At 62.5% G+C, this 14,026-nt stretch carries 16 protein-coding genes; 10 read left to right on the top strand and 6 right to left on the bottom strand.

Features of this window, described 5'->3' with window-relative positions; translation table 11 throughout:
• Window positions 1-38 precede the first annotated feature (38 nt).
• Together EJ069_RS19535 and EJ069_RS19530 are read right to left on the bottom strand one after the other, a co-directional pair.
• Window positions 39-659: a hypothetical protein gene (locus EJ069_RS19535; protein ID WP_126062704.1), complete on the bottom strand. Its 621-nt coding sequence runs from the start codon at window positions 657-659 to the stop codon at window positions 39-41.
• Between the two features lie 427 nt (window positions 660-1,086).
• A complete protein-coding gene (locus EJ069_RS19530; protein WP_126062703.1) occupies window positions 1,087-1,296 on the bottom strand; it encodes a ChaB family protein in 210 nt (69 codons plus the stop codon).
• A 406-nt stretch (window positions 1,297-1,702) separates the two neighbouring features.
• Here EJ069_RS19530 and ftsH point away from each other — a divergent pair, with 406 nt between their 5' ends.
• Together ftsH and EJ069_RS19520 are read left to right on the top strand one after the other, a co-directional pair.
• Window positions 1,703-3,529, top strand: a complete 1,827-nt coding sequence (gene ftsH, locus EJ069_RS19525; RefSeq protein ID WP_126062702.1) for an ATP-dependent zinc metalloprotease FtsH — start codon at window positions 1,703-1,705, stop codon at window positions 3,527-3,529.
• Between the two features lie 143 nt (window positions 3,530-3,672).
• Window positions 3,673-4,323, top strand: coding sequence for a BON domain-containing protein (locus EJ069_RS19520; protein ID WP_126062701.1), 651 nt, complete (start codon window positions 3,673-3,675; stop codon window positions 4,321-4,323).
• 267 nt (window positions 4,324-4,590) lie between these two features.
• On the opposite strand, the gene EJ069_RS19515 is transcribed toward EJ069_RS19520, so the two are convergent.
• Entirely contained in the window at window positions 4,591-5,418 is an 828-nt protein-coding gene (locus EJ069_RS19515) for a universal stress protein (protein WP_126062700.1), read from the bottom strand.
• 106 nt (window positions 5,419-5,524) lie between these two features.
• On the bottom strand, window positions 5,525-6,058 hold the full coding sequence (locus EJ069_RS19510; protein WP_126062699.1) for a flavin reductase family protein: 534 nt from the start codon (window positions 6,056-6,058) through the stop codon (window positions 5,525-5,527).
• 152 nt (window positions 6,059-6,210) lie between these two features.
• Between EJ069_RS19510 and EJ069_RS32840 the strand changes: the two genes are divergently transcribed.
• The 7 genes from EJ069_RS32840 to EJ069_RS19480 all read left to right on the top strand — a co-directional run bounded on the left by EJ069_RS32840 (window position 6,211) and on the right by EJ069_RS19480 (window position 11,342).
• A complete protein-coding gene (locus EJ069_RS32840) occupies window positions 6,211-6,411 on the top strand; it encodes a hypothetical protein (RefSeq protein WP_189475883.1) in 201 nt (66 codons plus the stop codon).
• Window positions 6,368-6,820 (top strand): phasin family protein, encoded by a 453-nt coding sequence (locus EJ069_RS19505; protein WP_245456198.1) that lies wholly within the window; start codon window positions 6,368-6,370, stop codon window positions 6,818-6,820. Before EJ069_RS32840 ends, EJ069_RS19505 begins: the two co-directional genes overlap by 44 nt.
• A 67-nt stretch (window positions 6,821-6,887) precedes the next feature.
• Window positions 6,888-8,696 (top strand): alpha/beta fold hydrolase, encoded by a 1,809-nt coding sequence (locus EJ069_RS19500; RefSeq protein WP_126062698.1) that lies wholly within the window; start codon window positions 6,888-6,890, stop codon window positions 8,694-8,696.
• A gap of 15 nt (window positions 8,697-8,711) precedes the next feature.
• Complete coding sequence (locus EJ069_RS19495) at window positions 8,712-9,086, top strand: cytochrome c (RefSeq protein WP_245456196.1); 375 nt, start codon at window positions 8,712-8,714, stop codon at window positions 9,084-9,086.
• Between the two features lie 37 nt (window positions 9,087-9,123).
• On the top strand, window positions 9,124-9,549 hold the full coding sequence (locus tag EJ069_RS19490) for a DUF3775 domain-containing protein (RefSeq protein WP_126062697.1): 426 nt from the start codon (window positions 9,124-9,126) through the stop codon (window positions 9,547-9,549).
• Between the two features lie 73 nt (window positions 9,550-9,622).
• Entirely contained in the window at window positions 9,623-10,450 is an 828-nt protein-coding gene (locus tag EJ069_RS19485; RefSeq protein ID WP_126062696.1) for a universal stress protein, read from the top strand.
• 55 nt (window positions 10,451-10,505) lie between these two features.
• Window positions 10,506-11,342 carry a universal stress protein gene (locus EJ069_RS19480; RefSeq protein WP_126062695.1) on the top strand — a complete coding sequence of 279 codons (837 nt, stop codon included), beginning with the start codon at window positions 10,506-10,508 and terminating at the stop codon, window positions 11,340-11,342.
• Window positions 11,343-11,426: 84 nt separating this feature from the next.
• Here EJ069_RS19480 and EJ069_RS19475 read toward each other — a convergent pair whose 3' ends face one another.
• Both EJ069_RS19475 and groL read right to left on the bottom strand, forming a co-directional pair.
• Window positions 11,427-11,630, bottom strand: coding sequence for a hypothetical protein (locus EJ069_RS19475; RefSeq protein ID WP_126062694.1), 204 nt, complete (start codon window positions 11,628-11,630; stop codon window positions 11,427-11,429).
• A gap of 67 nt (window positions 11,631-11,697) precedes the next feature.
• Window positions 11,698-13,320, bottom strand: coding sequence for a chaperonin GroEL (groL, locus tag EJ069_RS19470; protein ID WP_126062693.1), 1,623 nt, complete (start codon window positions 13,318-13,320; stop codon window positions 11,698-11,700).
• A 156-nt stretch (window positions 13,321-13,476) separates the two neighbouring features.
• Here groL and EJ069_RS19465 point away from each other — a divergent pair, with 156 nt between their 5' ends.
• Entirely contained in the window at window positions 13,477-13,986 is a 510-nt protein-coding gene (locus tag EJ069_RS19465; RefSeq protein WP_126062692.1) for a hydrolase, read from the top strand.
• Window positions 13,987-14,026 lie beyond the last annotated feature (40 nt).

The following is a 14,026-nucleotide window of genomic DNA, read 5'->3' as shown; positions in this document are numbered from 1 at the left end:
GTCGGTTGGCGATCAACATCACAGTCGACGGCCGCCTCCTAATTTTGTCGGCCGTCCGGCTGCGCAACCGGCTCGCCAAGAGCCTGGCCAAGGTGGATCGACTGAGGCGGAAGCGCGCCCGAGGTCGAGAAAGGCTCGGCCGGCGAAATCTCGACGCCCTCAGGCGTAGCGCTGTCCGGGAATTGCTGCACCGCCATTTCCTGCGACCATACGGCGAGCACGCTTCGACGGGTCGCTTCGGCGACGATGCAGTAGCCTGAGGGGTCGAGGATCGACAGCACGGCGTGATCGTCGCGGCGCGCCAGGCGGAAGGCCCGGTCGATCACGTCCAGGCAAGTGGCGAGGTGCCGCGCATCGGGCAGGCGCGTGTCGCGAAGCATGTCGGCAAGCCGGAAGGCGACAAGGCCCTGGTCGCCGACCATGGTCCCCTCGCGGCCAAGCTCGAAGAAAACGGCGACGACGGGGAGCATGCTGCGGATCGAGGCATAAATCGCCGCTGCTTCCTGTGGACTGCAGGCAACCAGATGCGGCGCGTCGGGCGGAGCTGGTTCCGCTGACGGACCCAGTCCCAGCGAATGCGCGATCTCATGTTCCAGCCATTGCCGGACCGCCGGCGGAGCGGTTCGGATCTGCTCGGGGCTCAAGGTAATGCCGACCATTTGGCGTCTCCAGCTGATTGCTGACGGCATCAAGACAGGTCGGGGACGCAACGACCTTGATCCTCGTCAAGTTGGACAGGTTGCGGCCAAACCGTCAGGACCACCCGGCAGGGAAGCTCACCAGAGAGAAAAATGCGAACCCAGGAACACGAGGACCTGGCCGGTGATCAAGGGGATCCTCAGCAGCGGACCGTCCTCTCCGCTGTCCTGTACCGGTTGCCCGAGCACGCAGGGATGCGCCTTCAGCACATCTCTCCAGATGGTTGGAAAGTCGGATCCCTTGCTTCTTTCAGCATTGCAGGTGTCGACAAGCCTCGCGACGGCATTTCTCATTGAGCGGCGGTACCTTAAGTAGGTGATTGCGCCACATATGAAGGATTTCGATGCGAAAAATTTGATTTCGGTCAATGCATCGAAAAAGAGTCGCTTATAGCGGCATCCACGCATTCCCTTGCTTGCGGTAGCGATGCTTCACCGCGGCCCATGCGACCCGGTGGGCGATTTCCTCGCGCTTCTCGCCGCGGTCGACATATTCGTCCCAGGCGTTGTTGAACGCGGACCGGTAAATCTCTCTTGCATGCAAGGGGAGATATTCACGGATTGGCGGAGGCAGGTCCTCGATCGATGCATAGGGCACGGTTGCACCTCCAGAATTCGGACCAAATAGATTTGGCCATCCTCACCGACAGATGAAGGCCAGGAGTTTCAAAGTAGACTTGGCGAAGCGATGTTCCTTGATTTCGCTCAAGGATGGGCCGTGGGCGGCCAGTCATCATCGCCGTCCGTTGGGGCGCCCCGGAAATAGCGCGCTTGTAGGCACTGCGGAGCGGGCACTCCTTGATCTCGCTCAAAGTCTGGAGGGCGCTACGCGGATAGGCTGCACTGAAGTTTCGGCCCTGCGAGGGTCCCACGGGTGTGTGGAGGACGCATCGGAGCAGCTTTCCGGTGCCTCGCTTTTGCCGCTCACAAGAGGCGAACCGGTTCGCCTATATCGGCATGCCCGGTGACCGGTCCAGGACAGCAAGATTTCCGCGGAGACGTTTATGGACAAGAAACACGGTTTTAACATCGGTTATTTCATCCTCGCGCTGGTCTTGATGGGCATGTTCCAGCTGTGGCTCGGCTGGCGTGACGTCGCGCAGCTCTCCTACAGTGACGTGATGCGGCTGGTCGGCGAGGGCAAGATCGCCTCCGTCACGCTGACTGAAACAACCATCCAGGGTCAGTTCAAGCAGCCGCAGGACGGCAAAAGCGTTTTCGTCGCCGAGCGCGTCGATCCGGCCGCGGCCGAAGCCTTCGAGAAGGCCGGCGTGAAGGTGTCGGGCGGCACCGACAGCAACTGGCTTACCACCATCCTTTCGTGGATCCTGCCCGCTTTGCTTTTCTTCGGGCTCTGGATGTTCCTTTTCCGCGGCTTCGCCGAACGACAAGGAATGGGCGGCCTGATCAACATCGGCAAGTCCAAGGCCAAGGTCTATGTGGAGAGGCAGACGGGCGTGACCTTCGGCGATGTCGCCGGCGTCGACGAGGCAAAGCTGGAGCTGCAGGAGATCGTCTCCTTCCTGAAGGACAAGGACAAATATGGGCGCCTTGGCGCGCGCATCCCCAAGGGCATTCTCCTGGTCGGCCCGCCGGGGACCGGCAAGACGCTGATGGCGCGCGCGGTGGCCGGCGAGGCGGGCGTGCCTTTCTTCTCGATCTCCGGCTCCGAGTTCGTCGAGATGTTCGTCGGAGTGGGCGCCGCACGCGTCCGTGACCTTTTCGAGCAGGCAAGACAGGCCGCGCCATGCATCATCTTCATCGACGAGCTGGACGCGCTCGGTCGAGCGCGCAGCCCCTTCGCGGGCTATGGCGGCGCGGATGAGAAGGAGCAAACGCTCAACCAGCTCCTGTCGGAGCTGGACGGGTTCGATCCTCGCGTCGGCATTGTGCTTCTGGCCGCCACCAATCGGCCGGAGATCCTCGATCCGGCGCTTACCCGCGCCGGTCGCTTCGATCGCCAGGTGGTGATCGACAGGCCCGACCGGAAGGGACGCGAGGCCATTCTCAAGGTCCATGTCCGCGGCGTCGCGGTGGCGCCGGGCGTGGACATCGGCGAAGTGGCGGCCATTACACCCGGATTCACGGGCGCCGACCTCGCCAATCTCGTCAATGAAGCCGCGATCTTCGCCACCCGGCGCAATGCCGACAAGGTGACCATGGATGATTTCACCAATGCGGTGGAGCGCATCGTAGCCGGTTCCGAACGCAAGAGCAGGCTGCTCAATCCGGCGGAGCGCGAGAGGGTCGCGTATCACGAGATGGGGCATGCGCTTGCGGCGGCCGCGCTTCCCAAGACTGATCCCGTGCACAAGGTGTCGATCATCCCGCGCTCGATCGGCGCGCTCGGCTACACCATGCAGCGTCCGACCGACGATCGCTTCCTGATCACCGAAGGCGAACTGAAGGAGCGTATGGTCGCGCTGCTGGCCGGCAGGGCAGCGGAGGACATCGTCTATGGCGAAGTCTCGACCGGTGCAGCCGACGATCTTGCCAAGGCGACGGACGTCGCGCGCCAGAGCGTTACGCGCTTCGGCATGAGTTCCGCCGTGGGGCAGGCCGTGCTCGAAGAACAAAAGCAGCAATGGCTGGGAGATGGGACGCCGCGCCAGCGCGATTATTCGGAGGCCACCGCGCGGGAGGTCGATGTTGCCGTCCGCCAGATGCTGGACGAGGCCTTCGCCACGGCGCAGGAACTGCTCAGATCCCGGATGGGAGAACTCAAGGCTGGGGCCAGCCTGCTGCTCGAGCGCGAGACGATCACGCCCGACGATTTCCCGCCGCTGCGTCGGGCGGCTTCGGTTGCTGCCCCGGCGAGGAAGGTCGCCTAGGGGAGGGGCGTGACAGGCAGTCGCTGGGTGGCAGGTCCATTGCGCATCCGCCCGGTATTTGATGGCAATCAACGTCACCGCGCGCGCACGGGCCATACTTGCGGCGTTGCATGAAGTAGCTCCTGAAAACAGTGAGGTGGAAAATGAGTGACAGCATCCTGAAGCAGGACATCATCGATGAGCTGGACTTCGAGCCCAGCATCGATGCCGCCGATATCGGCGTGGCGGTGGACGATGGCATCGTGACGCTGACCGGCCATGTCCCGACCTATGCTCAGAAGGTCAAGGTCGAAGACGTCGTGAGGAACGTCAAGGGCGTGAAAGCCATCGCCCAGGAGATGGAAGTGCGTCCCTTCGGCACCCACAAGACCGCAGATGACGAGATCGCCAAGCGCGCCGTCAACACGATCGCCTGGCACACCTCCATTCCAGGCGGCGCCGTTCAGATCAGCGTGCAGAGCGGTTGGATCAAGCTCACCGGCAAGGTCGAATGGCAATATCAGAAGACCGCGGCGGAAGATGCCGTGCGCCACCTCGCCGGCGTCATTGGCGTGACCAACCAGATCGAGATCAAGCCGCGTCCGTCGACCCATGACATCAAGCAGCGTATCGAGAACGCGCTGAAGCGCAATGCGGAGCTCGAGGCGCAGGAGATCAAGGTCAACGTTCTCGGCAACGGCGCCGTCAGGCTCGAAGGCCGGGTGCATGCCTGGTCGGAACGCCGGGCGGCCGAGCGCGCGGCCTGGTCGGCCGCGGGCGTGAAGACGGTCGAGGACCGGATCACCATCGGTTGACAGCCGGGCGGGGTGGGGAACGCCATCTCGTCGCCCGTAAGGTGTCAGTGCGCCCGGCACTGGCACCTTTTTTTGAGCAATTCCAGGAAAAGTGTGAGCGGTTTTCCGTCCGGAATTGCGTAAAAACAAGAAGATAGAGCGGTTCGCCGTTTCCGTGAAACGGTGAACCGCTCTAGTCTGAAGAGGATGGCTATTGTGACCGCGCCGCTATCACCATGCTGTTATCGCGCGGCCGTCATCATGCAGGTGTGTCCTTAGGCAACGGCGTCAGTTCGACATCAGCCGATTGAGCCACACCTCGTCCAGCAAGGAGCGGGTAACGCCGCCGAACACCCACTCCCTCAACCGGCTATGCCCATAGGCGCCCGACACAATCAACTCGGCATTCATCGAGGCGAAGAAATCGACGAGGCGATTGCTTTCATCATCGGCCGTCTTGATGATCTCGGTGCGCGCCTTGATGCCGTGACCGGCCAGGAAGCTCGCCACGTCCTTGACGCTGTCCCTGGTCCAGTCGTCCGGATTGTGATCGACCGCGACGATGGTGACTTCCTCGGCCATGGCCATAAGCGGTACAGCGTCCGCCACCGCCCGCCTGGCCTCACGCGTGTCCTTCCAGGACACCACGATCCTGCGAGCCGGCAAATCCATCGCGCCCTGAGCCGCGACCAGTACCGGCCGGCCCGCGCGCAGCACCAGCGATCCTGGATCGACCGTGCGATAGGAATCGCCCGTCGACGCGCCCTGGGAAGCACTGGTGACGACGATGTCGGCCATGCGGGCTCTCCGGGCCACGGCGTGATTCGGATTTTCGATATCGCCATGCCAGTCCGTCTTGACCGCTCCGGCCACCAGGCCGTCGAACTCGCCGTTCAGGCTGGTCAGGCGGCGTCGGATCTCATCCCGCGACTGTTCCCAGATATCGGCGGCGATCGCCGCGCCCTCAGGCGCCATTGTCACCGGCAACGGCGCATCCGCGGCGCAAAACCCTATCAAACGGGCGTCAAAGCGCTTGGCGAGATTCACGCCGATCCGCGTGATCGGTTCGATCGGACCGTCGATGTTGAGGTTCAGGAGAATTGATTTGTAGCTCATCGCACGCGCTTTCGATTTGATCCTTCTCGACGAACCAAACCCTATGTCCGACGAGCATGCGCGCCTTGATGTGGATCAAAGTCGTTTCTAAGCCGCGCCCCGACGTTCAAGGCATCCGGGATTCGAAATGGATTACCTCGCCATCGACTACGAAGGTGCCATGTCCGATGTGATGGATGGTTTTCGGCCTCGGCTGTTGCGGATCGATCCACGCCTTGACGACTTCCAGCAGGAAGAGATTGTGTCTGTTGACCAGGCGCGTATCGACCACGCGGCACTCTAGGTTGGCGAAACACTCGGCCACCAGCGGCGCCGACACCTGTTCGGCGGGAAGCGGCGTGAACCATGCGGTCGCGAACTTGTCCGTATCCCGGCCGGAACAATTGCCGACCTTCACGACCTTCTCCGCAAGGCCGACGGCAGGAATCGCGATCACGCATTCCCTGGTTTGACGCAAGGCGAAGAAGGAGAGGTCATTGCTTGACACCACGCAGGCGATCGTTGGCGGCGCGACTTCCACCATCGTGTGCCAGGACATCGTCATGATGTTCGAGCGGCCTTGCCTGGACCGCGTCGAAAGGAGGACGACCGGACCGGGCTCAATCAGCCGGTAGACATCGGCAAGCGGCAATTCCTTCATATCCGTCCCTCGCTTTGCGTCTGCGGGTGGGCTTGTGGGCTTGTTGTCCCGGACTTGTCGCGGGCATTGGCGTCACTCGCCTTGATCAGGGTCAAAGCCGGCATGCCGGGCCGGATTGATCATGATCAATGCCAGCTTGCGCGGCACCTGCGATGTTCGGCCAGGACGGCCAAAGGGGCTCGTTGATGGTCACTGAAGATTTCCTGCTATGGGGCGCCGTGCTCTGCCTCGGCTTCATCGCCGGAGCCGCGATCTATTTCGAGCAGGCGTCGTTCCGGCGAAGCAAAGGCTTGTCCGCAAGCCACGGCTTTGGACGCCGCTCACGGCCGCATCAGCCAAAATCAGGAAATTGAAGCGAGAAGCGAAGGGAAAGACACCATGATGTGGAATCCAGAAGAGTTTCGGGCGCCCGAGCTGCTCCCTTTCGCTCAAACCGGCCAGAAATTCATGCGGGCGACCGCCGCGATGCAGGCGCATTCGGTCCGCGCGCTGCTGCGCTACCAGATCGAAGGTTTGTCCTTCCTCAAGCGGCGGTTCGAGGATGACCTGAAGCTTGTAGAGGAGCTGACCGGCGGTGACGAGTTCGTCGACGCGTTCGACGTGTTCGTGAATTTCGTCCAGAACGCCACATCCGATTATGCGAAGGAAGCCGGCAAATTCGCTTCCATCGGCGCCAAGCTGGCTTCGGAGACAGCCGGCCAAGTCCGCAAGGAGGCGGAAGCAACGATGAACGACATGGCCGCGGCAACGCTTCCCGCCTGAAATGTCGCCGTCAGGGAAAAGCTGGAAGCCAGCCGCCGATCGGTCCTCCGCCTGGAGCAGTCATGGCATGGCGGAAGATCCGGGAACATCGCAGGGCTCCAAGGGCGCCGAGGTGGCGGCCGCAACCCCGGCGCCGCTATTGCGGGACGAAGGAAGCGCAAGCGTCTATCGCGACGTCGACAGGCTCTCGCATGCTCTGGTGGCGGCCTTCACCGCGGGCATTTCGCCGATCAGCCTCCTGCAGGCCTGGCAGGACTGGCTGCTGCACTTGTCCACATCGCCGGGCAAGCAGGCGGAGGTCTCCACCAAGGCGGTCGAGAAGCTCGTCAGGTTGAATGATTTTCTTTTTCGCTGCGGGCTTGGAATGGGGACCGCTGCGCCGACCATCACACTCCTGCCGCAAGACAGAAGGTTCCAGCATCAGGCGTGGCAGTCATTCCCCTTCAACGCCATGCAGCAAGCCTTCCTGCTCTCCCAGCAATGGTGGCACAACGCGACCAGCGGACTTCCAGGCGTTACCAGAAGGCATGAGCGCCTCGTCGAGTTCTATAGCCGGCAGATCCTGGATACCGTCTCTCCTTCCAATTTCCCGGCGCTCAACCCGGAGGTCATCGACAAGACCTTGCGGAAAAATGGCGCCAATTTCGTCAACGGCGCCAGCAATCTGGTCGACGACCTGCTGCGTCTGGCCGACGGCAAGCCGCCGGCTGGCGCGGAAGACTTCCGGCCGGGCATCGAGGTCGCCGCCACACCGGGCGAGGTGATCTTCCGCAATGAACTGATCGAGCTGATCCGTTATGCGCCGATGACGGACACCGTGAAGGAGGAGCCGATCCTCATCGTCCCCGCCTGGATCATGAAATACTACATCCTCGATCTTTCACCGGAGAACTCGCTGGTCCGCTATCTTGTCCAGAGCGGCTATACGGTCTTCTGCATCTCCTGGCGCAATCCGGGCAGCGACCAGGCCGGAGTATCGCTGGACGACTATCGCCAGCTCGGCGCGATGGCGGCCATGGACGCGGTCGAGGCAGCGACGGGAAGCAGCCGGATCCACGGGGTGGGCTACTGCCTTGGCGGGACGCTGCTGTCGATAGCGGCGTCGGCAATGGCCCGTGACGGCGACCACCGCTTGGCCAGCCTGTCGCTTTTCGCGGCGCAGGTCGATTTCGAAGAACCGGGCGAGCTCGGCCTGTTCATGGACGAGAGCCAGATCACGCTGCTCGAGGACGTGATGTGGGTGGAAGGCACCCTCGACCAGCGCCGCATGGCTGGCGCTTTCCAGATGCTTCGCTCGCAGGATCTGATCTGGTCACGCATGGTGCGCGAATATCTGCTCGGCGAGCGCGCTCCGATGACCGACCTCATGGCCTGGAATGCCGATTCGACCCGTATGCCGTTTCGCATGCAATCGGAATATTTGCGGCAGCTCTATCTGGACAACGACCTTGTCGAGGGACGCTTTCGCGTCGAGGGAAGGCCTGTTCATCTGGAAGACATTCGAGTCCCGGTGTTCGCGGTCGGCACCGAGACGGACCACGTCGCGCCGTGGCGTTCGGTATTCAAGCTGACCTATCTGCTGGATACCGACATCGACTTCGTCCTGACCACCGGCGGGCACAATGCGGGTATCGTGTCGGAGCCCGGACACCCGAAACGTTCCTATAAAAGGCTCAGTTGCCGCCATGCCGCCATTCGTCCCGGCCCGGACGAGTGGGCAAAAGAGGCGGCCGTGACATATGGCTCCTGGTGGCCGGCCTGGGTCGAATGGCTGGCCGGTCATTCCAGCCGTGAGGTCGCGGCCGCCCGGGGCGATGCCCTGGGCGCCTTGAAGACGGTTTGCGCGGCGCCCGGCACGTATGTCCTCGAGCGGTAGCTGCGTTCCAGCCGTTTGAGCGAGGTCAAGGCGCGACAGCCGCTCAAGACGTATTCAGCAGCCATGAAACGTCGAACAGCGCTCAAGGTTCTGCCGTTTGCTATTGTTTTCGCATCGCCGGCTTGGGCGGGCGACAATCTGCAGGTCGCCTATGGCAAAAGGCTGGTCGAAACAAACTGCGCGCGGTGCCACGCAGTCGGCCGGACTGGCGAAAGCGCCCATCCCGATGCCCCGCCTTTTCGTCTATTGCACCGCCGCTATCCGATCGAGGACCTGCAGGAAGCCTTGGCCGAGGGAATCTCCACCGGCCATCCGGACATGCCCGAGTTTGTGGCCTCTCCGGATCAGATCGAGGCGATCATCGCCTATATCGGGAGCCTCGGCCAATGACGGAGGAGAGCGCTGACGGCGCAAGAGGAGGTATCGGATGAAACGCGGGATCGGTAGTGAAGACATCGAGGCTCCTGAGCTGGCGATCTCCGCCGGCAAGGTCTGTTTCATAATCTCCAAGGCGCATGGATTCGATGTCAAGGTCGCCGTCACCGAGCCGGATGCGGGCTCCAATCCCACGGACGACGGCGAAGTCGCGGTGCTTCAGGACCATGATGATGACCCCGTGCGCGAAGAGCTTGGGTCGCTGATCTCGGATCTCTCCGTCGACGAGCAGATCGACCTCGTGGCGTTGACATGGCTCGGCAGGGATGACGGCAAGGCGGGCGATTGGGACGAGGTTCGTCAGCAGGCGGCCTACGCTCACAACAGGCACACGGCCGACTATCTTTGCGGCAACCCGCTGTTGGGCGATCACCTTGCGGCCGGACTCGATGCTCTCGGCCTGTCCTGTCCCGACTGAACCGAAGTTGATGCACATCAAAGCGGGACGCTTTCGGCCGTGCTGGTCTACCCGTCTCTGATGGAGCCCGGATATGATCTACACGACGATATTGGTCCAGCTCGATATCGACGCACCGGCAACGCCGCGGCTGATTTTCGCGCGGCAGGTCGCAAGGAAGTTCGAGGCCGATCTGATCGCGCTGGCGGCTGCCGAGCCCTCCACATTGGTGTCGCCGAGCGAGTCTTCTCCGGCTGTGGCCGAGGTGTTGCGTCACCGGACGCTCGAGATCGAGGATCGTATCAGCAAGCTCAAGGAGGAGTTCCTCGCCGTTGCCGATGACAACGAGCGCGCATCCTGGCGGGCGGAACTCGACGACCCTACGCGCGCCGTGGCGCTGCACGCGCGGGCGGCCGATCTGGTGATCACCGGAGCGCCGGCCGCGGCTGCCGCCGGCGATTTCCGAAGGACCGTGGACCCGGGAGCATTGGTGCTTTCCGCGGGCAGGCCGGTTCTGTTTGCGGCCGACGATCTCGCCTCCTTCAAGGGTGAGAGGATCATGGTCGCCTGGAAGGATTGCCGCGAAGCGCGGCGGGCCGTGGTCGACGCGATGCCTTTCCTGCGCAACGCCAAGGAAGTGACCGTTTTCAATGCGGCTGAGGAAGGAACGCTCGTCGCGCGGGATGGCGCGGCGGACGTGGTGCGCTTCTTGATGAGGCATGGTGTGAAAGCCCGGTCCCAACTGCTCGAAAGCCAGGGAAGCTCGGTGGGCGGCTCGATTATCGCTGGAGCTGATCGAATCGGGGCCGATCTCATTGTGGCCGGTGGTTATGGCCATAGCCGGTTCCGCGAATGGGCGTTCGGGGGCGCGACGCGATCCCTGCTCGGATCGGGCTCGTTCCACAGGCTGCTGTCGAACTGAATAGTCACCGCATTCCATGTCCGCCAGGCGGGCATAAGATCCAAGGAGACAAGCTATGCAGATGCTGGCATCCCTGTTCCTGCCGACTTATCCGGACCCGCCGGGCCCGAAGATCGCGTCGAATGCGGTGGCTGTGGCCAAGCAGCTTGGCGCCACGCTGGATGCGGCGGTCATCAATGTCGACATTCCGGACGTATCCAACGCGCTGTCCAGCTTCCTGCTCGACCTCCCTGCGAAGATCCGTGAGGTCGAGACGGCCAGCAGGAATCGCGGCAAGGCCCTGCTGGAGAATGTCGCGGCCGAAGCCGCGCGGTGCAAAGTTACCCTGACCACTCAGGAGTTGAAAGCGCAGCCCGCGTTCATAGGGGAAGCTGCCGCCCGGGAGGGCCGCTATTTCGACCTCTGCATGGTGGGATGGGCGAGGGATACCGAGTCCATCCGCATGACCGCGGAGGAGGTCGTGTTCAGCTCCGGCCGGCCGGCCTTGATTCTCCCGGGTGACGAAGATGTCGGTGCGCTCGACAACGTGGTGATCGCCTGGGACGGCAGCCGCGTGGCTGCAAGGGCGGTGGCCGACGCGAAGCCGTTCCTGGAACGGGCATCGGCTATATCGATCGTGAGCGTGACCGATGAGAAGGTGCTGCCAGGCAAGGATATTGCCGAACGCCTTGCGCATGGACTTGCGGCGCGCGGGGTGCGTGCGAAGGCCCAGTCCATTCAAACTGGCGACAGTGAAATTGGCGTCGCCCTGCAGGAGCATGCCCTTAAAGTCGGCGGCAACCTGCTGGTCATGGGTGGCTGGGGCCACTCCCGCCTGAGGGACTTTGTGCTTGGCGGGGCGACGGAGGGCATTTTGTCGAATCTGCGTCTGCCGGTCTTGATGTCGCATTGATGCAAGCCGCCCGGAAGCGCGGTTCCGGGACAACAACGACTTGCATCGAAACAGGGACTTGAAGCGCGTCGCCTGGATCCAGTTTCAACGCACCGCGCTTTGCGCTCGGGCAATGTCGTGATCATCAAATGGATAGAAGTGGACCGCCTTCAACTTGATTGGCACGTCATGACCCTCGATGCGCACCGTTGCCCACCGGTCCCCCAGATCGTCCTGCCAGGTGTCGGTGACGCGACATCTTACGGCCAGATCCATGCCGACTTCGATCTTGTCAGTTCTCCTTGCCATCTCGAACTCCCTTTTCTCCGTGCGATCGTGCGATATCGCTTCCTGCTTTCACCGTCCTTCGCGCTGACTACATCGGCATTTCCGGCTCAAGCGCGCGCTCCTTTGCCGGCTCGGGTATCTCCGTCATGGTCGCCTCCGTCAGGAGTAGCACGCTGGCGACCGAGACAGCGTTTTCCAGGGCGATGCGGACCACCTTGGTCGGGTCGATGATGCCGGCTTCGACGAGGTCGACATATTCCTTGCGGCCGGCGTCGAAACCGAAATTTCCCTTGCCCTCGATCATCCTGGCGATGACTACGCCGCCGTCGACGGCCGAATTCTCGGCGATCTGGCGCACAGGTGTTTCGAGCGCGCGCCTGAGGATCTGGACGCCGGTGCGTTCATCGCCTTCGCACCGTGCTTCTTCCTCGGTGACCGCGCCGATGCAACGCAACAAGGCAAGCCCACCACCAGGCACGATGCCCTCCGCGACGGCCGCCTTGGTGGCGCTGATGGCGTCGTCCAGCGCTTCCTTCTTGGACTTCATCTCGGCTTCCGTCGGCGCGCCCACCTTGATGACGGCCACGCCGCCGGCGAGCTTGGCGAGCCGCTCCTGGAGCTTCTCACGGTCATAGTCGCTGGTCGTATCGCTGATCTCTCGCCGGATCTGCTCGACACGCCCCTTGATCGCCTTCTGGTCGCCGCTGCCGTCGATGATCGTGGTGTTGTCCTTGTCGACAACCACGCGCTTGGCGCGCCCCAGCTGAGCCATCGTCACATTCTCGATCTTGAGGCCGATATCCTCGGAAATGACCTGTCCGCCAGTCAGGACGGCGATGTCCTGCAGCATCGCCTTGCGGCGGTCGCCGAAGCCTGGCGCCTTCACGGCGCAGTTCTTGAAGGTGCCGCGGATCTGGTTGACGATGAGCGTGGCCAGCGCCTCGCCTTCGACGTCCTCCGCAATCACCAGCAGAGGTGAACCCGATTTCGCCACCGCCTCGAGCAGCTTGATGAGGTCGTTGAGCGAAGAGATCTTCTTTTCGACGATGAGTACCAGCGCGTCTTCCAGCACCGCCTCCATCTTCTCGGTATCGGTCACGAAATAGGGGGAGAGGAAGCCGCGGTCGAATTGCATGCCTTCGACCACGTCCAGGACCGTTTCGGTGGTCTTCGATTCCTCGACCGTGATGACGCCTTCGCCGCCGACCTTCTCCATGACCTCGCCGATCAGTTCGCCGATGAGCGGATCGTTATGGGCGGAGATCGTCGCCACCTGTTCCTTCTCGCGCCTGGTCGAGACCGGCCGCGATATCTGCTTGAGCGTTTCGATTGCCCGCTTCGTCGCGCGGTCGAGGCCGCGCTTGATGTCGATCGCGCTTGCGCCGGCGACCACGTTGCGCACGCCGTCGGCGAACATCGCGTGGGCAAGTATGGTCGATGTGCTCGTTCCGTCGCCGACCATGTCGCCGGTCTTCTCGGCCGCCTGCCTCAGCATGCGGGCGCCGAGATTTTCCTCCGGATCCTTCAGGTCGAATTCCTTGGCGATCGTCACACCGTCGTTGCACACGATGGGCGCGCCCCATTTTTTCTCGATCAGAACCGACTTCGAACGAGGACCGAGCGTCACCCGCACGGCGTCGGCGAGTTGGGTCGCGCCGCGCAGGATTTTTTCGCGCGCCGCCGAGCGGAACAATACCTGTTTGTGGGCCATGGTGGTCTCCAGACTATCCGACCGATTCCCATAGCCGCGTTGGCGCCGGCCAGCCTTGACGCGCGTCAATTGTGCATCCCCGGCCGGCGTTGACCGGAATCAATGAGGACCGGCCTGCCAGCTGGTCTGATGAGGCTCTCAGGTCAGGAGACGACGATGCGAACGAACGAGACGCCACACTACGATACCAGCGTGAACACGACTGGTTGTTGCCCGAAGTTCAACCCCGGCGGTTGGGACGATCAGGAGCTGCATTTCCGTGACAAGCCGTTCGTGAGAGCGGTGACGCACAGCGTCATGCATGTCCCCGTGAACATGGGCAGCGTTTTCACGCGCGTTAATCGGCACATCGACGATGCCGGCGCTTCGGCCGATGGCCAGTCCATCGTTCTCAGCCGCGATCTCTCGCCCTGGACCAGCGAACATCTCTTCTCGGTTTCGAAATCTGTCCCCGAGGAAGAGATGACGACGCTGAGCGGGGACTTCGTGACGAAAGTGTTCGAAGGCCCCTTCAGCCAGGCAAGGCAGTGGCACGAAGAGATGCTGCAGATGGCGCGTGATCGGAAATCGGAACCGGGCGACGTCTATTTCTTCTATACGACCTGCCCGAAATGCGCCGAAGCCTACGGAAAGAACTATGTCGTTGGGGTAGCGGCCGTGGGCTAGCCGCAACTCAAAGCGCTGTCATTTTGGATAGATGAACTTG

Origin of the sequence: Mesorhizobium sp. M2A.F.Ca.ET.043.05.1.1 (assembly GCF_003952445.1) — a bacterium.
In the GTDB taxonomy this organism is placed as follows: domain Bacteria; phylum Pseudomonadota; class Alphaproteobacteria; order Rhizobiales; family Rhizobiaceae; genus Mesorhizobium.
This window is presented reverse-complemented; position numbering and strand designations above follow the sequence as displayed.